The following is a 24,051-nucleotide window of genomic DNA, read 5'->3' on the forward strand; positions in this document are numbered from 1 at the left end:
AGGTAGTCCGAGAAACCCCGTAAGATCAAAGTCTTACGGGGTTTTTTGTTGCCTACAGATCCTGGACATTCCGCTGACGTCGACGATTTTTGCGTATACTCTTGCGTATACCAGATTCGAGGGCAAACCCATGCCCAGACGCGTCGAACCGAAGTCGGAGTTGGTGTTCCGCTCCGCCAGATCGCGTGCACGCCCCTACCTTCTCGCGGATGGTAACGGGCTCGCCTTGCGGGTCCGGCCAAACGGCGCCAAGACCTGGTTATTCCGCTATCGAAGACCAGGCACGGGCAAGGAGACTTTCCTCAGCCTCGGCCCCTACCCTGATGTCACACTCAACGATGCGCGCCGGTCCGCGGCGACCGCACGCAGTCTTGTACGTGAAGGCACCGATCCGGTCGAACATCGCCGGGCCGAGGTCGCCGCTCGCAGGCGCGTAGCCAAAGGCGCCTTCCATCTCGTGGCTCAGCGCTGGCTCGACTTCAAGCGCAAGGAATGGGCAGACGAGACCTACCGGAAAGCGGAGTTTGTTGTACGCGAATATCTCACCCCCGCGTTACGCAACAAGCCCATCTCGACACTTGCCACGCCGGAGGTTAAGCCTGTACTCGAAGCGATCGCCTCTCACGCGCCTAATCTCGCAACCAAAGCACGTCAGTTCCTCGGTGGCATCGTGACCTACGCCGTCCAGAACGGATTACGCGAAGATGGCGCTGCCTTGACACTTCGTGGCGTAGTGCCGCGCCACAAGAAAGGCCACATACCGGCGATAACCAAACCGACTGAGATCGCCCCGCTTGTTATTGCTATCGATGCGTACAAGTCACCCATTACCCGCGCCGCCCTCAAACTCACGATGCTGACTGGCCTTCGCCCCGGCGTGGTTGCTTCAGTGCCGTGGGACGAAGTGAACCTGGAAACAGCTGAATGGCACGTCGCCGCCGAGCGGATGAAAATGCGGCACGATCACATCGTGCCCTTGCCGAAGCAGGCGATCGCGGTCCTGAACGAAGTGCAGCTGCTCACGGGCAAGGGGCACTACGTCTTCCCGTCCCCTGCCCGCCAGAAGACTCCCCATTTACATCGAGACGCGCTGAGCAAAGCACTGAGAGAAATGGGATTTCAAGGAAAGCACGCGACGCACGGTTTCCGGGGCATGCTTCGTACCGTGGGACGAGAACGGCTCGGTATAGACCTCGATGTACTGGAAGCGCAACTGGCACACGCCAAACGTGGCGATGTGCAAAAGGCCTACGACAGAACAACGTTTGATGATGATCGTCGCCGCGTTATGCAGGAGTGGGCTGACTACATTGATCGGCTCAGTCTGCCGACAATAGAAGCGGGATTGAGCGAGCGAGCTTAAGCGATATACCCACTCGATTGTCAATCGAAAGCTGAAAGGTTTGTGCACACGGCGCTGCCACGCGTTTGAGTAACGGGAATACCGTCGCCGATACCGACATTACAGGTCGGCACTTGACGGCTTTCGGCAGCCGGCTTTGGATAATCACCGGCGTCCGCTCGACGAAATCGTTGAGGCCATCGCCCAAAAGAGAAGTTGAGGTCGACGATACCGTCATTAATACCGTCACGTCCCCCACTTTTTCAAACGCTGTCGTTCATGCTCGCTGACACGTACCAGGCGCACCCTACGCCAGGTTCCCTCGCGAATCCAAACTCACGTTGGACCGTTCTTGACCTTACAGGAACAGGTCTCGCTCAATGCTTCGTCTGAGCACGAGGACGCATTCACTTTCCAGAATGTACGTGACACATGCAAGAAGTTCCAAGAACACTCCCCCGATAGAGTCAGGCTCGTATCTGATTCCCATCGGTTCAGTATTGGCGGCGCGCCGACCTGAGTACAACAGTAGCGATCCGCCTTCCGCGCGAATCTGAAAGCGGTCCATCAACTCACCAAGGGCGCGCATCTTGGATTCGGTGAGACGCCCCGTCGGAGAGGTGTCGTAATGAACGCCGGCAACCTTGTTCGCTACATAAGCGATAACGTCGTGCCACGAAAGAAACACACCAGTGCAGAATGCCACCTCCTGGCGGAGGAATTCCGCCAGATTGAGATGGACAACGTTGTTCGGATCGAACTCCTCGGCAGTGGAGTCGTAGCCGCCAGGACCTGGCGACATAAACGCCGTAAGATTTCCATACCCCGCCATTCCCATCAAGCAAAACTGAGCAACATGCCCCCCACTCGCTGACCGAACAAGCGGCTGGGAATCGGGAACCGCAAATTTGAGCGGCAACCCGCGCCGACTGGCAGCAGCCCCTAACTCCCCGTCCAGCAGTAGCCTCCGTACTGTCGCAGCATGGAGTCTGACCTGATCCCGGCCCGGATGTTCGACCCTTGCCAATCTATCCAGATTTCGGAAATCCCCGAGCAGAAAATCGTCACGCCGAAGGTCAATGTCCGGTCTTGGCATACTTGAAATCTCAGTTTTTCCCTTCGGATATAGTCACGCGTATCGCTAGTCACCTTGCTGCTCAAGCAGTGTGATTCGTTCGACGAGGTCCATCACAAGATCGTCGGCCGCCTCATTCTTGACGTTATGCCTGGCATGAGGTTGCGGAAGGACAACAAGCGCTATTTCCGAAACCGATAGGAACTGCGCATAGTTACTTTCTGTGGCGGCTTCTGCGACCAGACACGCCTCCCTTCCAAGATCGGACGCCAATCGGCCGCAGTCGCCGCAGACCACGGCCCGCTTGCTGCCACACCGTTCGCCGGGAGCGTAGAAGGAGCGATCCGATAACAGAAACGCCCAATCGCCCTTGTTGGATTTACGCACTGTCTCCAGTTTCGTCCGGTCGCAGGCGGGGCATCGCCATGATTCGGTCACGGCGCTCCAATGCCGGCCGAAGGAGACCTTCGCGAGATAGCCAACGTCTTCAGGACGCGGTCCCACGCGCGGACGTTTATGCTTGACGCGTCGCCAGGCGCTCGCGTCCGGGGATGGTGGTCGCCGCTTGTCGCCCGTCAGCTCATAGAGCGCACCGGGAACGCGATATTGTCCCTGCAGGTACTCGGCTTGGCGGTAGACCGTCTCCGCGCGTTGCCCATAAGGCAGTTCCTGATACCAATGCGTGTTGGTCGCGGCGATGCCAGCGATGCGTTCAACAATTTTGAGCCGCAACGCGAACGTTTCCTCATTGGCTTGCCAGATACTTGCAGCCTCCTCCACATCGATCTCGTGCGGAACATTGGGTCGGGGCCGCACGAAACGCCTGATCTCCTGAGGTGAATAGGAGAAGTCCCTATGGGTACCCACTGCACCCTTGGCCTTCGGATCGGCAGCGTTGCAGTCGTCGCAGATGATCGCATTGTCGTACGCTGAAATCATCTGCGAAGCGCGTGTCGCAAAGCGCTTTGCAAACTCGTCAGCAACGATGGTCTTCTGCAATTTGCATTGACGCTCGAATTCGTCCTTGACAAGGTCTTTCATGTGATCGTGGTGCTCGACCAGCCGACACATCAGATGGCCGTTCGTGTTCAAGCGAACGATCTCTGGCTTGCCTCTTCCACAGGCGGGGCAGACCCAATCCGTGGGGGTACATGCCCACCCGAAAGTCATATCGACGCTTTCCGTTCCGAAACGGCCGGCCAGCTCTCGCGTCAGCGGCGACATCACGCCATCCAGCGCAATGGATCCGCTTGACACCCGCTCAAAAAAACGCTGCCTCGCCTCATCAGGCGAGATGTCGAGATTCTCAAGGTCCATTCGATTCCTTCGTCGCGTCAGTCCGCCGTCTTTGCAGCCCTCGAATCAGGCGATCTCGTTGAACCCAACACTCTGGGTTCCGGCGTCTGACCTTAAAGTGTTTGTCATCGTATTACGGCGGGACATGGAAGAACTTGAATGGCTTTGACGCTCCGAAACATTCAGAGACGGTCGGCAAGCAGTTACCGCGAGCATATCGAAACATGCACTGACGCCCGTAGTTAGCGATCTGAAATATGCAATTCGCATAGCAATCGAGCTGCCCCACTGGTCTTGCACACTGATGACATTACTGACGGACTTTTCTCTCCGAAACGCTTCGTAGCCATCAGCCTGGCATCAAGTCGATCGCGACAAAGAATTCCACGAAGAGCGGCTGAGCCAGCTTGGGAAAATGGCTTATATTCTCTGCATTCCGATTCCAACTCCCACGCTTCAACTGCAATGAGATCGCACCGATGTCGTGCGACCCGGCGGACACCGCCACAAGAAAACCACTGGGGACCGTATGGCCGACGCATATGAGGTACAAAGCAAGCGAGGTTCGATCTGGCATCGCTGGGATCCACACATCCATACCCCCGGCACCGCCCTAAACGACCAGTATGCCGGCGCTGATCCATGGGAAGCGTTTCTCGGCGCCATCGAGGCCTCGACCCCACCCATTCGCGCCCTCGGTATCACCGACTATTTTGGCATCGAGCGTTACGAACAGGTCGTTGACGAAAAGCGCCGCGGCCGTCTGCCTGGCGTGGGTCTGATTTTCCCCAACGTCGAGCTGCGCCTCGGCATCGAAACCGCAAAGGCGTCGGCCGTCAACATCCACCTTCTCTTCTCGCCGCAGGATACCGACCATGTCGAGCGCATCAAGCGCTTCCTCCTCGAGTTCGAGTTCTCCTACCTGGGCGAGTCCTATCGTTGCCAGCGTAACGACCTCATTCGTCTGGGCCGAGCCCACAAACCGGCACTGACCGACGACGAAGCTGCACGATCCGAAGGCGCCAACCAGTTCAAGGTGAACTTCGATCAGCTCAAGCAGGCATTATCGAAAAACGAATGGATCAAGAAGAACACGCTGATCGCGGTGGCCGGTGGTGAAAAAGACGGTACATCGGGTCTACGGGATGCCACGGCATCCTTCGCTGCACAGCGCAAAAACGTCGAGGGTCTGGCGCACATCGTCTTCAGCGCCAATCCCAAGCAGATCCGGTTCTGGCTGGGTAAGGAATCTGCTTCGGTCAGCGAGCTCGAAAGCCAATACAACGGATGCAAACCCTGCCTGCACGGGTCGGATGCGCATTCGCTTGCCAAAGCAGGACAGCCCGATGGTGACCGCCGCTGCTGGATCAAGGGTGACCTGACGTTCGACTCGTTGCGGCAGACCTGCATCGAACCCGAAGAACGCGTTTTCATCGGCGCAGAGCCACCACGCGGCGCGCTGGACAGCCACACCATCAACGCCGTGTCCGTGACAAATGCGCCCTGGATTGCAAATGGCGCCGTTGATTTGAACGCGGGATTGGTTGCCGTGATCGGGGCGCGAGGCTCCGGCAAAACCGCGCTGGCCGATCTGATTGCGGCAGGCGGCCTCGCACTTTCCCCGCATCTGAACGAACGCTCCTTCATCCTTCGCGCCAAGCAATACCTTGGTGACAGTTACGCCGAATTGCAATGGGCATCGGGCGAAAAGACCGGCAACGAACTCGCTCAAACCGACATGGAGGACTTGCTGGCCAGTCCCTATGTCCAGTACCTGTCGCAGCAGTTCGTGGATCAACTTTGCTCGGCGGAAGGCCTGAACGACGCGCTGGTCATGGAGATCGAGCGCGTGATCTTCAATGCGCACCCCATGACAGATCGACAGGGTGCCGATTCCTTCAAGGAACTGCTGGACATTCGTCTGGAAGGCTCACGCCAGAAGCGCGAACGCCAACAAGGGGCGCTGACCAAGGCCTCCACAGACCTCACCGACGAGCGCGTCAGGAAGGACGGTCTCAAGGCGCTGGAGAAAGACAGGGACGAGAAGAAACGCGCGATCGAAAAGGACAAGACCGATCGCAAGTCGCTGGTCGCCAAGGGCAATGAGGAACGCGCGAAACGCCATGATCAGGTGTCGCTCGCCGTCGATGCCAAGCGACAACTTGTGGACCAGGCGAAGCGCCGGCATCAGGCACTACTGCATTTGCAGGAGGACGTGAGTGACTTCCGGCTGCGACAGGCACCGTCCCTACTGGCCGATCTGAAAGACGAGCGCGAACATGCCGGTCTCAGCGCCGCCGACTGGGAGGCCTTCAAACTCGACTACGTGGGCCCAGTGGACTCTCTGCTAACGGAGCGCATCAAACAGGCGAATCTTTCGATCGTTGCGCTACAAGGGCCCGCGAAAAACGATCCAGCGGTTCAGGAAAGTCCTGACCCGTCCATCGAACTCATTCCCGCACATGCGAGTCTCGCCGATCAGACGCTCTCCTTGCTTGAGCGAGAATTGGCTCGACTGCGTAAGCTGGTCGGCGTCGATGCACAGAACGCCAAACGCTTCACGACGTTGTCGGACAAGATTACCAAGGCAGAGGCCGCATTGGCCAAGGTGGTCCAGCAGATCGAACGCGTTCAGGGAGCGGATGAACGCATTCGTGCACTGGTCAATGCGCGACGCACCGCGTATGCCGCCATTTTTGAGGCCATCGTCGAAGAAGAGAAAGAGCTTGCGGATCTGTACGCGCCGATCAAGACGCGTATCGATGAAGCCGAAGGTTCGTTGTCGAAACTGTCATTCTCGGTCCGTCGAATGGTCGACCTCGAAAAATGGGCGGCCAGAGGCGAGGGCCTGCTGGACTTGCGTACCAACGGCCCCTTCAAGGGACGCGGCGAACTGCTGCGATCGGCACACGCGGGGTTGATGGCGGCATGGGAGACGGGGGATGCAACGGAGGCCGCCACCGCCCTTTTCGACTTCGTCAAGGCCAAGGAAGCGGCGCTCAAGACGCATATGCCCGAGAATGCAGAGTTTCGCGCATGGGCGCGTAGCATATCGGACTGGCTGTACAGTACCGACCACATTACGGTCGGCTACGGTCTGCAATACGACGGCGTTGATATCGAACAGTTGTCGCCCGGAACCCGAGGCATCGTCCTGCTGTTGTTGTACCTCGCCATCGACGCGGAAGACGACCGACCGCTCATCATCGACCAGCCCGAAGAAAATCTTGACCCGCAATCCATCTTCCAAGAACTAGTGCATCGATTCCGCGACGCTAAGAAGCGACGCCAGATCATTATCGTGACGCACAATGCCAACCTGGTCGTGAATACCGATGCGGATCAGGTGATCGTCGCTCAATGCGGACCACATAGGTCAGGTCAGTTGCCGGTCATTACCTACGAGAGTGGCAGTCTCGAAAGCCCGCAGATCCGGCAGCATGTCTGCGACATCCTCGAAGGTGGCGAACGCGCGTTCAAGGAGCGTGCCAAGCGATTGCGGGTGTCCATCTGATTAGAACGACATCAGACACAACAGCATCCGGATAGATGTCTCGACATACGTACGCCTCTAGGAATCTCGGCGGATCGCTGATAGTGGAATCGCAATTCCGCGCCGTCGGGCAAGGTCGCAGCCGAATACGGATTAGCCCAGTCAGCTGTTCGCTTGCGACCGACATGCCGCCACTGCGACAACTACGAATTCGTGACCTATCCGATGATCCCGTCGGCGAAGCTATGCCTGAAACGGACTTTTTCACTTGGAGATTGAAGGGGTGCGCCTATCCATCGCGAAACCAGCAGGCCCCCTAGCCCACTCTAAAATCTCAAGCCCCTTCCAGCCCATTGACCTCGTGCGACCGTCATCTCAACGACTGGCCAGTAGCCCTGCGGGCAAGCAACTCGGTGCGACAAGCACCACCGATACCGGGTTCACGATACTCAAGACGATCCGAATGTCATCAAACATCTCAAGATGAACAACGAAGCAAACAATTCAATCGAAGACCTGCCGGATTACGCCGCCTTGAAGAAGTTCGCGTCGGCACTGTGGCAACTTGACAATGCATTCCACGGCGCGGCCGTTATGGTTGGCGCCGGCTTCAGCCGGGGCGCCGCGACGACAGGGGATGCTGACAAGAAACTCTCGCTCTGGGGCGACTTTTCGAGACTTCTGGCCGGCGAACTCAAAGAGAGCGCCGCCATGGATCCCCTCCGTCTCGCGGAAGTGTATTCCGCCTACTTCGGAAAGCAGAACCTGTACGACCTCATCACGAAGGAAATCAACGATCTTGGGTGGACGCCAGGCCCACTCTACAAGTCCCTTCTTGAGCTGCCGTGGTCCGAGGTATTGACGACCAACTGGGACACATTGCTCGAACGCGCGGCGCAAGACGTACATACACAGGTCTACAGTGTCGTTCGTCGTCAGGAGGAGCTTTCGAGTGCGCGCTCACCCCGGATAGTGAAACTGCATGGCACGGTCAACATCACCGACGAGCTGGTGTTCACGCAGGAGGACTACCGGAGGTACCCCGAGCGATCTGCAACCTTCGTCAACTTCGCGCGTCAAGTGTTTGTCGAGAACGAGTTGTGCCTGCTCGGATTCTCGGGTGATGACCCAAACTTTCTGCAATGGGCAGGATGGGTACGCGACCAGCTGACAACACATGTACGTCGCATATACCTTGCAGGACCGCTGAGGCTTACTTCAGCAAAGCGCAAATATCTGGAGTCCATCAAAATTGCGCCCATCGACCTTGCGGAGCTCGTTGATGATTACGACGACCGGGACATCCAGCATGTCAAGGCAACTGAACTGTTCCTAGACGCATTAAAGCGACTGAAACCGAAAGCCACGTGGGAGTGGGAGCCGAGCAAGCTTCGCCGGACCGGGCTGACTGCAGACGATGCGTCACGTGCCGTTCGCGACGCCGAGTACGGAGCGTCGTTGCTAAAACAGCAACTTCCCACACTTGAGGCAGATCGCAAGTCCTATCCCGGATGGCTGGTATGCCCGTCATCTGTGCGTTCCCAGATCGGGTCGCAAATCATTGACCCTTTTCCAAACATACACAACATCGCGAAGCTCAAGGCCGACGACAGGGCGAGGCTTCTGTATGAAATCGCATGGCGTCGCAGTGTGACATTCGAGGTCATCTTGCCTTGGCTCGTTAGAGAGCTGCTCAAGGTATGTGACCCAGCCGAACCAAACGCGCTGACGATAAGGCAGCAAATGGAGATCGCCCTCAAGCTGCTGAAAGATACGCGTTGGCATGAAGGCGAAGAATCGATGGCGACGGAAGAAAAAACCACTGCAATCTTGCAGGCCAACGCAAAGCACTGGCCGGAGATCACATTGGAGCTCAGCTTCCATCGCGCAATCGCTGCCCGCGATCGCCTTGACTACGCCTCAGTCGAAAAATTTGCTGACGAAATTGCTGCAACAGACCCCGTATGGAAAATGAGAAAGGCTTCGCTCCTGGCCGACGTCGATCGATTTGAGGAGGGAGAACAGCTACTCGCCGAATCCTATAGTGAATTGCTGTCTCGTCATAGGAACGACAAGAACTCCATCTATGTATTCTCGCGACTGGCATGGGCTCACTGGCTCCTTCGCGGAACCCAGATGTTAAAGAGCAGCATCCCGTTCGAGCGTTTTCCATCGATTTACAACGATGCAAAGTGTAGTCCTGCAGACGTCGTTGATAACATAAAGGAACGAATCGCCAAAGAGCTTGATGAGCAAAACGAGAGAAACCAAATAGACGCGGCATTCGAGGCCGGCATGTTCAGGGGTAATTCGGGAGCCGTTACGATTAATCGGGACCTTCACCCCCTGCTTCTGCTTGAAGGCGTGTCGCTTAGCGCTGGTATGCCGCTGCGGTGGAATGGCATCGGATTTCTGGCTGACCCTGCGTCAACGATGACGCGCCTTGACGACCTCGAAGATATTTACAGAATCCCGCTTTCGATCCGCGCTGCGAACAGCGATACGTCGGATTCGCTAAAGAGAACCTTCTCTCGTATCCGAATGGCCTGCATCACCTCGACAGAAGCAGAGCAGCTCCGACGTCAGTGCATACAGGCTGTGCGATATTGGGTTAGCAAGGTAACGAAGCGGGGTGGGACAAATTCCATCTCGCGCTTGCGCGTACTTGTCGAAGTTCTGGCACGCGTATCAATTCGGGCGACGCCCACCGACGCCATGGAGATATTCCGGCTAGCCATGGAGCTCGGCAAGACAAAAGAACTGCGCCACCACTGGCTATTCGACGTATTGGAGCATCTGGTTGAATATACTCTGGGCAGCGTTCCTGCTGAACGACACCGGGACCTGTTGCTGGACGCCCTACTTTTCCCGCTTCACGCCGAGATCGATGGCCCGTCATTCAAAGAATGGCCCAATCCCGTTATCACCTTTCCCGGGAAAAGAACCTCCAATGCGGCGCTTGACAGGCGGATCGATGAAATCATCGAGCGTATCGCCCCCTGCTCCGTGGCAAGCCACCCCGCGTTAGAGCGACTCCTGCCTCTGGTCGAGCACAATTTTCTTTCGGAAGCAGAGTTACAGAAAATTGCCGGTTCAATCTGGGCAGGTGGCGCAGAAGCTGAGTCCCTACCGACGACCGGCCTTTCTCTATACGTCTTGCTAAAGTTGCCATCACCGAACCCGGACGTTACCGGGGCACGCATCAGACACGCTCTCTTCGGAATTACCGACGATAGATTGTTTGAGCCTGCGCTGCTCGCAGCAATTGCAAATGCGGCAATCGACAAAGCCGTACGGGAACGTCCCACTGCAAAGCAGGCAATGGCGTATTTCGACAAGCTCGTTCAGTGGCGCCCCGAACCCGTAACCAGCGACGAGTTGGGGCTTGCCAGCCGTGACAGGAAACAGCGCGGCGTTCTCATTGGCCAGGTGCTATCGCGCTCCATCGTACCGGCTCTCGACAGCAACGCCCTGAGCGAGGAGCGCTTCGAACGCCTTTACTCATTCTACTCAGAGGTCGGAGCATTTTCGGCCCTGATCGGGCTTACATACTTTTATCAATGCGCGGCGAATCTGAAAGAGAAAATCGAGGCCGAAATCCGGCACGGACTTCACGACCGCGAGGCCAATGTTGTCGCCTATGCCTCACATGCTCTTCTGACGTGGCGAGAAATTGCCGGACCAGACAGCTGCACGAATCTGGTTCGCCATATGATCTACGTGCTCGCCTCCGGCAGGTCCGCCGGTTTGGCCGCACTACTGTGGACCGCGCGACAGATGCACAACAACGGTTGGCTCGACACGCAAGAGATAGCGGTTTTGACTGACAGCATCCCTGTGCTGTTTGAGGAGAGGGACTATGCCAGCATACAGTATGGGAGCCGTGAAGCGGTTAGCGCATCGTCCGTTCGCGCCGCGTGTGTCCGACTGGCGCGGGATATCTTAAAGCGAAGCGAGAAGCCCAACGACGGCCTTCTCAAAATTCTGGAATCCGCGCGAGACGATCCTCTGCCCGAGGTGCGATTCGCAGAGTCTAACGACGACGATTGACAAAACACTTCAGAAGTGTGAGCCGGGGAGGCACAGTAGCACGAGCAACGTCAAATCCTGGCGTGTGATTTCGGGTCAGTCGGTCATGCTGTTGTTCGCGCAGTATCCGGCTCGATAAGTGGCGAAACCTGTATAGTTCGGCGCAACAGACGATGTGCATGGGCAGCCTCCTGGGACTTGAAGACGCACGCTTGTCTTTCCAACAACCTGAATATGGCATTCATCATCGACTCGTCACCTAAAGCAAAACGAAGGCGTGCAAAACCCGGCGAAGCAAGATCGCGCAATCGTAAGAGACCTGAAGCACGAGAACAGCACGTAACCGCAGTTGAAATATCACTGGATGTCCTGCTCGGCCCACCCGCGCTGGTAGATGTGATCGTTGGCGATCTGCCGATTACCTCACTGCCTCTCGCCAATATCCCGTGGCCACGCTTTGAAGCGCTATGCGCACAGATCCTCAACGATGGAGGTGAAGAGAAGGTTCGTCAGGCGGTACAGTACGGACGACCGGGGCAAGATCAGTACGGCATCGATATCGTCGCATACCGTATCGGTGCACAGAAGCACATCGTCGCTCAGTGTAAGCGCGTGCGGCGATTGTCAGCCAGAAATATAGAAGATGCAGTCAACGATTTCCTGAGTGGTCCGAAGGCTAGCTCCACAAGCAAATACATATTTTGTACGACGACAACGCTGGGTGAAGAGACAGCTGCAGTGGATGCCTGGACGAACGCATACAACCGGCTTATCGTCGCAAACGTTGAGGCAGAGCTGTGGGATTTCGCTCGTCTGAATGATTTGCTGCGCACGCGGCCCGCAATCGTCACGCGATTTTTCGGAGCTGAGTGTGCGCGACGATTCTGCGACCCGGCGTCACCATCGGGAATGTATCCGTCGCAATTCAGACAACACTTCGTCGGGCAGTTCGAGAATCAGCTTGCTCTTGAACAGGTGACAACCCGACTGGACGTCAACCTCCCCTGCGAGAGATTCGCCCATTTTGGTGGAATCCTGACGTTTGCGCGTGCGGACCTGAGCGGAATCAGTTTTGCAATTAGCGCGAAGACACTCCTCACGTGGGCTCAATGGCGAGTATGGGCAACGATGAAGCACACTGAGCGGCCGTACGCACAGCAAAGTTCCGTGCCTGGACGGTACGTTCTTTCCGCTGACGGTGTTCGGCTGACGCTAAACGCCGAAGAAGTTGAGGACCTGGACTGGATTCTTTGCAAAGCGTGGGAAGGTTTCCTGCAAGCTGCCAATGAACTTGAAAAATATTGGCGCTTTCTCCGGTTTCCTCGTTTGACGCACGATGAACAAGGCTTTGTGGTGGCGCGCGTCAGTCGTGACACCTGGAGAGCGATGCTGGATTTCGCAAATACGCATGATTTCGAGAAGGGCGACACGTCAAGACACATTTTCGACCGCAGCGCAGGCCTGCTGAAAATCTATAATCCAAGCAGCAGGCAAACCACGGCATCAGTGCATCACCTCGTGCTTAAAGCGGTATCAGACGGTGAGAGCGCTTTACAGTGGGAACAAGACAGTCTTCTCTTAATCTGGCAGCCGCCGACGGTTGCGCCCGGTGACAGCAGCTTGGTCGGCCCCGCTGGATATTGGGACGTCGAGCATGCACATGAGTGGCTGGTAGATACCTTCGCGGGCTGGGCAAATGACTGGGCGAAGCAGACGCAAGCGCCTGAAACCCGCACAGGCTGGTTAAGGCGGACCCGGGGTCACCCTCCTGCCGAGCCCTTCGAGCTGCATATCGACTCCCACGCGATTCTGCCGCGACGGGATTTCCATTCGCCACGCACCGTATCTGAACTGATCGAATTCTGCACACATCTTCAGGGGCATTTCTACCTCGACAAGTCGGGCGTACCCGTTAAGCGAGAAACGACCACCAATGTTTTGCAACTCGTCCTGCGGTTCCTCAGCCTAGGCGGCGAAGGAGAAAGACGATACATCGCCGGGAAGCTGACACTTCGATCGGACATGCTGGACGGGGCAATTCCGGGTCTCATTGCTGACACCTCAAAACGCTTTGACCTCGTGGCTTGGCTCGATAATGCTCTTCGTTGCCTGATCCAGTTGCTGCGCAACGCCGAGCGCCTCACCCAATCCGATATCGACTTTGCCGTCGACCTGCTGATGCCCGCCGCGAACAGAGTACGTGAGGATCTCCTGTGTCAGGCGTTCTCGCTGCGAGCCTCTTCGTAGACCAAGCCTGGACCACATCCGATTCCATGTGCCGGACATGCGGGAAACCGGCTCGCGCACGTCCGTCGCCCGTTTCGCGGGACCGGTTCGCGGGTGACGGAACCTTTACGCCCAAACATTACAATTAAATTACATAGCCTCGCAGAGACCACAATATCTTGTGGTTGACGTTTTATCCAGTAGCCCATATAGTGAAAACAAGGAGGGCTTCCGATATCGATAGGCCCCTCCAGCACGCTACGAAGAGGCCACAGTGACAACAACGCATTTCGTGAAGTTCTATGGCGTCGCCAATGGCGATACTGCCCAGGTGATACTCGACAACGGTCGCCGCGTGCTTTTCGACTTTTGCCATCGCGGCAATGCCGAGGATCTGGACACACCGGAGATCGATCTGAAAGCGACTCTGAAGAAGGAGCTCAAGGACGCCGACCGCGACTATTTCGACGTAGTGGCCTTTACGCACGCCGATCTCGATCACATTCAGGGCAGCACCGAATTCTTCGAGCTCCAGCATGCCAAAATCTACCATGGCGCGGGCCGGATAAAGATCAAGGACCTGTGGGTACCTGCTGCGATGTTGCTGGAAGAGGCCGACAACGACCACCAGAAGGAAGAGTACGTGCTGTTGCGCCAGGAGGCCCGTCATCGGTTGCTGAATGGACAGGGCATCCTCGTCTTTTCGAAACCGGAGGCGCTCCGGGAATGGCTTGAGCCCAAACTCAAGGAGCGTGGCGAACGCCCGGATGCCCGGGACCATCTGTTTGTGGACGCCGGCACACTCGTCCCGGGGTTCTCGCTTGCGAGTGACAACGTGGAGTTCTTCTGCCACTCGCCCTTCATCAAGCATTGCGACGACGGCTCCGACGTTATACGCAATTCCGCTTCACTGGTCTTCAACGTCCGCTTTGATGCCGACGGCCAGCGCTACGACTTTCTGCAGGTCGGTGACAGCTGCGCTGAAGACCTCGAAGACATCGTGCGCACGACGCTGTATCACAAGCGCGGGGATCGACTCGGATGGAACCTGTTTAACATTTCCCACCACTGCAGTTATCTTGCGCTGACTGAAGACGGCAAGAAAGGGGAATCGGAAACCGAGCCGAAAGAGCTTGTCAAATATCTGCTCCGGCAGGGAAAACCTGATGCCTATATTGTGAGCAGCAGCAAACCGACTCCGGATGTGAAAGAGTCTTACACGCAAATTCAGCCGCCCCACATCCAGGCCCGGAAGGCTTACGAACGGTATCTGCGCGAAGTAAGGGGCCGCAAATTCGTGGTTACCATGGAAGAGCCCAATGCACGCAAGCCCGAGCCGCTCGTCTTTGAGATCGGTCGGAGCGGCGTTAGCTGGAAGAAAACGACATCAATCGGTGCTCCTGCATTGGTGCTCTCATCTCCGCCCCGCGCAGGTGCGTGTGACTGAATATCATGAACTCCCGGGTTTTTCTGAACTGGAGGCTGACGAAGAACCCGCCATTCCGCGCGCAAAGTCACTGGTTCGCGCAATCGAACGTTCCCGCGACTTTTCGCTCATCAAGGTGCTGCGCGCTACCAGCACGGACGGGCATCAGCTCGACTGCCTCGTCGTGGACGTCGAAACCGACGAAGTACCCCCAGATAACCCGCATGGGATTCTGTATCGGGAACGCGTCGCTCTTTGCGTGAGCGACAATCCTTCCGACCTTGTGGAAGTTCTTGCCATGCGCAAGGACTTCCCGGTGCTCATGCATCAAAACCACGGCTACTACGAGGGCCCCGCGAGCCTTTGCCTATACTTTGAGTCAGCTGTTTCCGTCTTGCGCACCTGGACACCGGAAGCATTTCTTCGCCGGATCCAGTGGTGGCTCGCGCGCAGCGCTCGAGACGAGCTGCACCCCGCCGACCAGCCGGTCGAGCATCTGTTCTTCTCCAGCAACTATGAGCTTGTTCTGCCCAGGAACTACGACGAGCTACGCAACAGTGGCGAGTACCGCTTCGGGCTGAACAAGAAAGCAAATCGCGCGGACGAAGGCTTGACTTGCGAACTCGTACCCATACCAGTCGCGGCCGATCTGCCTCAGGGAAACATTACCCCCATCGAAATTGAATTGCCCCCAGTCGTCCACGGCGCAATCACACGGGACCCCGACACGTTAGGCGCACTCGATACTATCCTCGAGCAGCGAGGGGTCGATTTCGCCTCTCTTTTGAAGGACATGGTTCGCGATCGCGTTGGAGGTCGCGCGCAGAATAAGCCTGCCAATAAAGAAACGACGGTCTTGTTGCTTCACATTCCAATCTGTCGGGTCGAAGGCGGCGAACCGCAGGCGATGGGGCACCGTGCCTTCTTCATACCCGTCAGCGTGCTCGATCTAGGAGTGAGCATTGGCCTGCTCACCTTCGCAAATGGGACCTACGCCCCGCACCTGGGCGGAGGTGCCGATACAGGCATCTGGAGAACGCAAGCCATATTGCCGATGGAAGTTCTCCAGAAAAACGACGCGGATCAATTTCGCCGTCAATCGGGCATCGATAGCGCCGGGCCGAAAGCTGTATTAATCGGCGCGGGGTCGCTCGGCAGCGCGATGCTCAATCTGTGGGGCCGAGCCGGCTGGGGCACGTGGACAGTAATCGATAATGACCATGTGAAGCCGCATAACCTGACTCGTCACGTAGCGCTCGATGAGCACATTGGTCATGAGAAGGTGGACGTGGCAGCGAAGCTGCACCGTGCTGCCGTGGGTGAAGCGACTTCAGTCACACCGTTAAACGCCAACGCTCTCGATTTCGGCAACCAGGCCCTCTCTGCCGCGCTTTCGGCAAGCGAGCTGGTCATAGACGTATCGACGACACTCGACTATCCGCGTGCAGCGAGCTCAGTTGACGCGTTTGCGCGCCATGCTTCGGCTTTTGTCACCCCAGATGGCAACGGTGCAGTTCTTCTCATGGAAGATACCGCCAGAGCAGTGCGCCTGCGAAGTCTTGAAGCACAGTACTACCGGGCAATAATTAACAACGACTGGGGTCGCGATCACCTCGGAACAAACACGGATACGTTCTGGAGCGGCAATAGCTGTCGCGACATCTCGCTCGCAATGCCGTACTGGCGCATTGCCACACAGGCAGGCACCTTGGCGGAACAGGTCGTTCTTCTATCTGCGCGCAAAGATAGCCAAATCCGGATCTGGCAACGCGATCCCGAGCGTGGTTCCGTGCAGGCATACGACGTGCCCGTGTGCTCCGAGCGTCAGTTGATATTCGACGAATTCAAGCTGTACGTCGATACCGGAGTTGAAGCTGAACTGCGCTCCCTTCGAAAGGATGCGTTCCCAAATGAGACAGGTGGCATCCTGCTCGGATACTACGACTTCAACGTCGGCGCCGCCGTGGTAGTGGCCGGGTTGTCGGCGCCGCACGACAGCGTCTCAACGCCAACTTCATTCAAGCGCGGCACGGCAGGAGTTGCAGATGCCGTCGCCGAAGCGCACCGACGAACCAATGGCGTGGTTGGATACATCGGCGAATGGCACAGCCATCCGCCCGGTTGCTCGGCGTCGCCCAGCCGTGAAGATCTCGTACAGCTGGCACACCTCGCCCATGGCATGCTCGACGACGGTCTTCCTGCCGTCCAGCTGATTATCGGCGAGGAGGACGTCCGTATTCTGCAAGCCATTGCCTACGACTAAAGGCTTTGGGCAGTATTACCCCCGGCTCTCTTGGTAGCATGAAAGGAGCGCATGGCGGAGCCTAACGTGGTGAACCGTCCGACAACGTGCACGGTCCTACCAGACGGGGATCCATGGCGTCAGGCTTATTGCCTCCACGAACGCCTCGGGAAACTCACTTTTCCCAGAGTACCGATTTTTTTCAAGAAACCCTTGCATGTGCGAGTACGTGGTCCATTGACCCTTATGCCTGTATGCGAGGTTGAGCATGAGGGCATCGCGCTCAGCCATCTTGAGCACCTTTTCGAAATGGGACCCAGTCCATTCTGCGTACCGTTCGCATATTATGTCGTCAGACCACTCGTCCACATTCAACTGCCCCTCCTCCTCGCTGTCCCTGCGCAAACATATTGTCGCCGCGCCTTTGGTCCACCTTGAGTGTCCATAATATGTGGAACACAGCTGAGCTGTGAACTCGTCAGCGAAGATTGGAACAAGAAGTGGAACGATCTCTTCGAGAATAACGTCCATTGGCAACCCGGTACGCAGGGCAATGAACGCCGCCAACATGTCCCAGTCACACGAAGTCAGCACCGCTATTGCGTCACGTGCGTACACCGATTCAGGGGCAGGATTCGAATGGACATAAATCTTTAGGATTCCTCTTACCCATCGTATCGTGTCGTCGATATCGGCTTTCGAAGGCATCCGGTAGATATCGGACGTGCGGCCATTGCGCCACTCCGATTGCGCCACAAAGAACTTCCTGTGGCGCCGACCGAATCGCAAGACCGGCCCCGGATCCGCTACAAGGGCATGCCGACCATCCTTGCGTGCCAGAATCGCGAGGTCTGTCCAGCGTTCAAGCCGATGGTCCAGTTTGGCGAGCTGTGGCTTAGTCGAGCTTGTTAGCCTCGAAAGAAAGTTCTTATGATTTTGCTTGAGCTGCTTCGCAATCCAGTTGCTGTGCTTTTCCAGCTCACCCTGCGTCCATCGGACGAACGACTCACTGGGCGAAGTAACGTTCTGGTTAAGAACGACGATAGGAGTGAAAGCCTGATCGCCTAACCCCTGAACGCACGCATAGGCGTCCGCCGTGCTATTGCTGCCCGTCAATGTCAGAACTGTGACCGACCGCTTCTCAACAGAAGACTCGCACTGGAAGACGGAAAAACATGAATCGCTGTCACTAGCTGCAGGCAACGCGCCGGCTAATGTCTCCACACGACGTACGTTTGGACAAACGAGCGATGCTCCGATCGATCGAACCACGTTCCGGAAGTTGAGTTCCGGAAGACCGTGTCGACCGCTGGCACTTACCATGACGCTGCGAGGCCTCAGCCAAGCATATACGTCGTTCTGGGCATCAGAACGTCCCTCAATGAACAGCTTGCCTCCATGATGCGGTGCTTTCAATACGTCTATCCCGAGGCCAACAGGATGCTTCGCAGCAATGTAGGACCAGTTTTCCTGATCTCCCGCAAGAACAATCCTCTTTCGATGCGCGCCTCCAAGATGAACGTCCAGAACAGCGACGAGTGAGGTGTCATTGAGAACGTGATTCCCGAAAAACTCGGGGTCGAGGCGCTGCGCGCTTTCGTGTGTATTCGCGCTGCGGACCGCATCTGCATCCAGCGGGCCTGGACGGGGAAGTCCGGTAGCAAAATCGTCGGGCGAAGCCGACGATCCGGTGCGAAAGATACTGCGCAGGAATGCAAAGTCGTCGCCGTCGTCGCTGGCATCGCTCAGGTCGGCTTCCAGTAGCCATTCGCTCGGTAATGGCGCTCGCATCAAAAGGTTGCCCAGTTCTTCGCCGTCGGACAGCGCCAAGGCTTCGATGAGTCGTGACGCCGGCGATAGAATGGAAAGGACCACGCGACCGTTCACAAACCTTGAGGAATAGCCTTCGAACGGATATGAAACGGGCACCTTCGCGGCTAGCAGAGCGTTCTCCCATTCCTGTACCCGCTCGACCGCATTGCGCACCCGGTCAGCAAAGAGCCATGCAAGACGACGAAAGGCCGGAAGACAAGGTCCGAGATACTCACCGATCGTAATTTTTCCCTCAAGAAGTTGCGGCAAGCCGCCTTGGTGGTCGTTGTCCACATGGCTCAACATCACCACGTCGATATCCGGACGCCCGTCATTGCGTGGATTTTCCGCAAGATGGGCGATCAATGCATGAGGCAAACGCTCCCCCGCATCAACGAGCAATCGAAACTGAACGGCCTCATCGCGGACGTATTCGACCAACGTACAGTCTCCATGCCGCACGTTGTAGCTGCAGACGCGAACGCGTTCGCCAGCTGCGAGATTCCGGTCGGTTACACTTTTTGCCATGATCATTCAGGGGACTTTTGTTTGTGTCAAGGATCAATGCCGCGCAGCGACGGCGAAGCATGTTCCCTTGCCGATGCAGGCAGCGCGGACGCCCCGCACGCATCGATTCATGCTTCGACCTCCTGCTTCTTGCGCGGCTTACGGCCTAAGTTCCGCTCCCAGTTACCACCGCATTCGTGGTCCAATCAGGAAACGTAGCAGTTGCCGCTCGCAAAGGTAAAGATAAGCTCTCCATCGTAGCGAGTCGTCAGAACGCGCCGAACATTGCCTGGACGCCTGAAATCCGATATCCCGCTGCACTTGCTCGCGTAGTACTGCACCGTCTCCTGTGTGTCGTACTGCTTGTAGTCATCAGAGATCACGACGAGTCTCGGGCGGCACCCCCATACGTCGAACATTTCGGGACAAATGCCGTTCTCCCGTCCATGATGCGACGCGACTAGTATGTGTATACCGCACACGACTTCGCGAAATCGTTGGTTGGTTTTCAGCATGTGCCTGAATCCAGCGCACTCCAGGTCTCCCGGAAATAGAAATGAAAATCCGTGAATCTTGAGATGCAGAACGAGGCTCAGATTATTTTCGTCAGTGAAGTACGGGTACGGGTTCCAGAACCACTCGATGAACACATTGGGAAACTCCGGCGGGACTACCTGAGATGGCGTCAGCGTAAAGTGACCAAGGGCACTCACGAGCGAATCAATGCCCTTCCCCATCCCATCATCCGTTTTCAAAGTCTTGACAACCTGAGCACTCACCGTCGGGTTTCTTAGCATCCAGGCTACGTTGACACTATTCTGAGCGAGGTACGGATGCCCAGAGGCGTGATCCTCGTCATAGTTGGTGATGACGAATTGCTCAAGGTATGAGACCCCGAGATTGCGCAGGTGGGAGCCAACGTTCCAGCCCGTCGTCGAATTGTGCCCGCAATCGATGAGCATGCGCCGGCATTCATCGCCGGGAGCCGGCACCGTTAACAGCGCACATGCTCCATGCTCGACGTCAAAGACCTGGAGTAACCCGTCATGAACCGGAAGACCTGCCACGCTCCCTCCGCATGAATCGTTTCGAATGGTTACCGCTCAATCGGAGAGGCGGCAAACGGTCAGTCGTACTCCTCGACGAGCGGACTCAATCCGATCGCTTCGATTGCCCCATATCCCTTTTTCGACGCAAATCCACCCCGATGCACCCGCTTGCTTCCCTGCGTTGCATGGACCCCGCCACCACGGCGAATGAAGGCATTGAGCACCATCTTTCTCGGGTGCGAGCTGTCGTCTACCGGAGCCGACACGAAAGCGGTAAACGTCCGAGTCCCTTCCGGTCGCACAGGGCCGATCAGTTCGTTCAGGATGGCCGGCCCTACATTGCTCCGACTGCCATGATGAGGAACCTGCACGAAACTGAAGCTTCGTAGCGGAAAGCTGTTCGCTTTGGCATACTCGACTGCCCATGACAACGCACACACGCCCGCGTCGCCAGTCAGCAGGAATCTCCCGCCGTCAGCAATGTTGGCATAGAGTACGACACTGCTCTCATTGCTGGCTGACGTGCACGCGCCATCCCGGAGGTGTTCCTCGTGCCAGGTTTCCTCAATCCAGCTTTGCGTGTCACTGGCAGCGGCCTCGAGGGCTTTACCCAGAGCATCGTTCGTCGCTTGAATCAGCCAAAATCCCGCTCTCTCAATTGCTTCCTTGTCGGGATCCGGAGTCTTGTCGAACTGCGGTAGCAAATGGAGATAGTGCCGCTTGCTTGGCGATAGCACTGTAAACGGGCCGATTCGACTGCCTTGGAACGGGTAATGGACTTTGGTACCCGCATCCCACGCCATGCGGAGTATCTCGCTTAGGATGTCGTATTCATCCTTGATGGCCTTCTTGAGCCCTTCCTCTGTCCAGTTCTTGCTCGCGAACAGGTGCTTCGCTTCCGAGGCGAGTCGCCACGGAATATGCATCCAAAGCTTTTCCACTCTGATCTCAGCAAATAGCTCGCGCATGCCAGAAGCATGATCTGCATCCGCATGAGTCAAAACCGCATGCGAGACGGTCACATCATTGCCATAGTGCGTGCGAAGATGCCTGACCAGATTTTTCCCGCTATCAACTGTCCCACCGTCAATGACCATCAGTTCGTAGCTGTCTTCTTCCCCGTAACGGACAACAATGCAATCGCCCGCGCGGCTTGCATCACCCACGGGTAGAAATTCAATTTCGCACTTCACTTATCTGATTCCCCGTTGGAGCCATTCCCTGCGGAACTGGCGGATCTGGTTCTTCTTGCTTTCGGCGCATCGGGTTTTCCATCTACCACGGAATCGGCTCGCTTCTTCGCTCGGGCGCCGGAAACGGACTGGCCCTTCTCCGGCAGCGAATTCAACGATTCAAAAAGGCGCTCGGCGTAGACGTACCCAATTCGCTTAACTTGATCCTCGTTGAAATGCGCCCAGAAAAAAAGCAATGCAATGGAGACCACCAGTGTTATGCCGCCGCTTGGGCCGGGTGCCGCAAGATTCAATACATCAAAAGCAAGAGGATGAAACTGGAGCGCTTTGCTCAGTACAAGTCCGAGCAGGATTCCCAAGACACACGTGAACACACCGACCGGTCGCATGGCAAACATGTTGCGGTGAAAACCGTAGGCAATATTCTCCTTGAGCAATAGCGCATTGGCCTTTCCACGAGTCAACTCTCGCAGCAAACACGTTGCGCCTTTATAGACGTCGTCTGCGGCAACAAGGTCGCGCGCCTCCTCTTCAGGCGTCGGGACCGTTATACCGAGCTTCGTTCTGATCGCATCGTGGTAGCGCTTCTTGCTGACGCTGTCCAGGAATCGATCGCCATGTCGCAAAATCAGCGTCGTTGGCATCCCGCCCCAACCTTTAACGAGTTTCTCCTCGAGTCGTTTGCCGCGCCCGCGAGCGACACTGGCAAGCGCATAGATTGCCCCGCAGCCACCTACGAGGCCGACCAAGGCAGTCAGGACTGGACTTTTGGGCCCGAAGATCCAGAGCAAGGGAACGAGAAGCGGCAACACCGTCAGCAGCCCAGGAAAAATCCGGGCTTGCTTCTGGTAGGGATCGCGCAGCTGTTCGAGTACCATGTTCAGGTTCATAGCGTGGCACGTCTTTTGACTGATGTTTTGCGCCCAGTATAAGGCAAATATTTCTTGGTTATCTACCGGAAAGGTAACTTTGACATCCTATGTCAATCTGGTGTTGAATGCTGTACAGCACGGCCGTGGCCCTGTCTTCGTGGAAGCCCGTGGCGATGGTGAACGCATAGAATCGCCGTCTTGAGCAGCGGTCACCTCCCGCCGCTAACGCGTCATGAGCGGGCTTTCGCGCTGCGCGTCGAGCCGCGTCCCCGCGTCTCGACCCTGCAGGGCATCAACGCCTAGCGCAGCAATCAAATCCGCTCATTCTCCAGCCTTTCAACCTCACCCCTGCCCGGTCAACTCGCGGCCCAGCATGCACGCGATTCCCAGGTCCCCGCCCTTGACCCGCGACCGTAGCCGATAGCGGACAGGCATCAAGGGGCGAGGGACCGTGTTACCCGCACCCCTCCCTCGCCTTTCTCCTTGACGCCTGCCCGCTATCGGCTCCTCCAGTCGCACGGGCGGGAACCCGGGAACCTGGCGGCAGCAAAGCCAACCCCGAGTTCCACCGGGAGGTGTCCAGCCACAACGGCAAGTCACATCCCTTCGCCCGGTTCAGGTCCTCAACCTTGACTGTGGAGATTGCCATGCAACTCGCTTCTTCCTTCCGTTACGGCTCCCCAATGCTGCGCGCTGACTCGCCTCTCTCAGACGATCAGATTCGCCGCGTTGCCCCGTCCATTTTCGCGGACGGCAAGCATGAAAGCCGCTCCGAACGCTACACCTACATTCCGACCATCGACGTGCTGCGCGGACTGCGCAACGAGGGTTTCCAGCCTTTCATGGTCTGTCAGACGCGCGTGCGGCACGACGACCGTCGCGAGTACACGAAACACATGCTTCGGCTTCGCCACCCCGACCAGATTGCGGGCGAGGAAGCCAACGAAATTGTGCTGCTGAACTCGCACGACGGCACCAGCAGTTACCAGATGCTCGCGGGCATGCTGCGCTTCGTCTGCCAGAACGGCATGGTGGCGGGCGACAACGTCGCCGATATCCGCGTCCCGCACAAGGGCAACATCGTCCAGAACGTGATCAATGGTGCATTCGACGTGCTCGACGGCTTCGACCTGATCCGCGAGCAGAAGGAAGGCATGCGCGCCGTCACGCTCGACCGAGACGAACAGCACGCGTTCGCCCGCTCTGCACTCGCGCTGCGCTACGACCCGACCGACGCGGAGGCACCGGCCCCGGTTACCGACAGCCAGTTGCTCGCCCCGCGCCGCTTCGAGGATCGCCGCGACGATCTCTGGACCGTCTTTAACCGCGTCCAGGAAAACCTCACCAAGGGCGGGCTGCATGGACGCTCACGCACGGGTCGCTCGATGTCCACCCGGCCTATCACCGGCATCGACCAGAACGTGAAGCTCAACCGCGCCCTCTGGATGCTCGCGGACGCAATGCGCCAGATGAAAGCGTAGCCACGACA

13 protein-coding genes are annotated in these 24,051 nt (G+C 57.1%); 7 read left to right on the forward strand and 6 right to left on the reverse strand.

The window, feature by feature from the left end:
• The first annotated feature begins 130 nt into the window (after window positions 1-130).
• A complete protein-coding gene (locus CI15_RS00575) occupies window positions 131-1,363 on the forward strand; it encodes a tyrosine-type recombinase/integrase (RefSeq protein WP_062123139.1) in 1,233 nt (410 codons plus the stop codon).
• A 337-nt stretch (window positions 1,364-1,700) separates the two neighbouring features.
• Here the strand turns inward: CI15_RS00575 and CI15_RS00580 are convergent, their stop codons facing one another.
• Both CI15_RS00580 and CI15_RS00585 read right to left on the reverse strand, forming a co-directional pair.
• A complete protein-coding gene (locus tag CI15_RS00580) occupies window positions 1,701-2,144 on the reverse strand; it encodes a hypothetical protein (protein ID WP_062123141.1) in 444 nt (147 codons plus the stop codon).
• 339 nt (window positions 2,145-2,483) lie between these two features.
• On the reverse strand, window positions 2,484-3,734 hold the full coding sequence (locus CI15_RS00585; RefSeq protein WP_062123143.1) for a hypothetical protein: 1,251 nt from the start codon (window positions 3,732-3,734) through the stop codon (window positions 2,484-2,486).
• A gap of 508 nt (window positions 3,735-4,242) precedes the next feature.
• Here CI15_RS00585 and CI15_RS00590 point away from each other — a divergent pair.
• The 5 genes from CI15_RS00590 (at window position 4,243) to CI15_RS00610 (ending at window position 17,150) form a co-directional block, all read left to right on the forward strand.
• A complete protein-coding gene (locus CI15_RS00590; RefSeq protein WP_062123146.1) occupies window positions 4,243-7,227 on the forward strand; it encodes a TrlF family AAA-like ATPase in 2,985 nt (994 codons plus the stop codon).
• Window positions 7,228-7,689: 462 nt separating this feature from the next.
• Entirely contained in the window at window positions 7,690-11,256 is a 3,567-nt protein-coding gene (locus CI15_RS00595; protein WP_063910513.1) for an SIR2 family NAD-dependent protein deacylase, read from the forward strand.
• A gap of 213 nt (window positions 11,257-11,469) precedes the next feature.
• The gene (locus tag CI15_RS00600) at window positions 11,470-13,482 is read left to right on the forward strand and encodes a restriction endonuclease (protein ID WP_082814155.1); all 2,013 of its coding nucleotides are present in this window, start codon (window positions 11,470-11,472) and stop codon (window positions 13,480-13,482) included.
• 253 nt (window positions 13,483-13,735) lie between these two features.
• Window positions 13,736-14,908, forward strand: coding sequence for a ComEC/Rec2 family competence protein (locus CI15_RS00605; protein WP_062123152.1), 1,173 nt, complete (start codon window positions 13,736-13,738; stop codon window positions 14,906-14,908).
• Window positions 14,901-17,150 (forward strand): ThiF family adenylyltransferase, encoded by a 2,250-nt coding sequence (locus CI15_RS00610; RefSeq protein WP_062123154.1) that lies wholly within the window; start codon window positions 14,901-14,903, stop codon window positions 17,148-17,150. Before CI15_RS00605 ends, CI15_RS00610 begins: the two co-directional genes overlap by 8 nt.
• 96 nt (window positions 17,151-17,246) lie before the next feature.
• Here CI15_RS00610 and CI15_RS00615 read toward each other — a convergent pair whose 3' ends face one another.
• The 4 genes from CI15_RS00615 to CI15_RS00630 form a co-directional block, all read right to left on the reverse strand.
• Window positions 17,247-19,475 (reverse strand): MBL fold metallo-hydrolase, encoded by a 2,229-nt coding sequence (locus tag CI15_RS00615; protein ID WP_082814156.1) that lies wholly within the window; start codon window positions 19,473-19,475, stop codon window positions 17,247-17,249.
• 179 nt (window positions 19,476-19,654) lie between these two features.
• Window positions 19,655-20,515: a ComEC/Rec2 family competence protein gene (locus tag CI15_RS00620; protein WP_153041024.1), complete on the reverse strand. Its 861-nt coding sequence runs from the start codon at window positions 20,513-20,515 to the stop codon at window positions 19,655-19,657.
• A 59-nt stretch (window positions 20,516-20,574) separates the two neighbouring features.
• A complete protein-coding gene (locus tag CI15_RS00625; RefSeq protein WP_161950030.1) occupies window positions 20,575-21,663 on the reverse strand; it encodes an MBL fold metallo-hydrolase in 1,089 nt (362 codons plus the stop codon).
• Window positions 21,664-21,686: 23 nt separating this feature from the next.
• Entirely contained in the window at window positions 21,687-22,580 is an 894-nt protein-coding gene (locus CI15_RS00630; RefSeq protein WP_241495774.1) for a hypothetical protein, read from the reverse strand.
• A gap of 629 nt (window positions 22,581-23,209) precedes the next feature.
• On the opposite strand from CI15_RS00630, the gene CI15_RS00635 reads away from it, so the two are divergent.
• Window positions 23,210-24,043, forward strand: coding sequence for a DUF932 domain-containing protein (locus CI15_RS00635; RefSeq protein ID WP_062123164.1), 834 nt, complete (start codon window positions 23,210-23,212; stop codon window positions 24,041-24,043).
• The last annotated feature ends 8 nt before the right edge of the window (window positions 24,044-24,051 follow it).

It is taken from the genome of Paraburkholderia monticola, from assembly GCF_001580545.1.
Taxonomy (GTDB): domain Bacteria; phylum Pseudomonadota; class Gammaproteobacteria; order Burkholderiales; family Burkholderiaceae; genus Paraburkholderia; species Paraburkholderia monticola.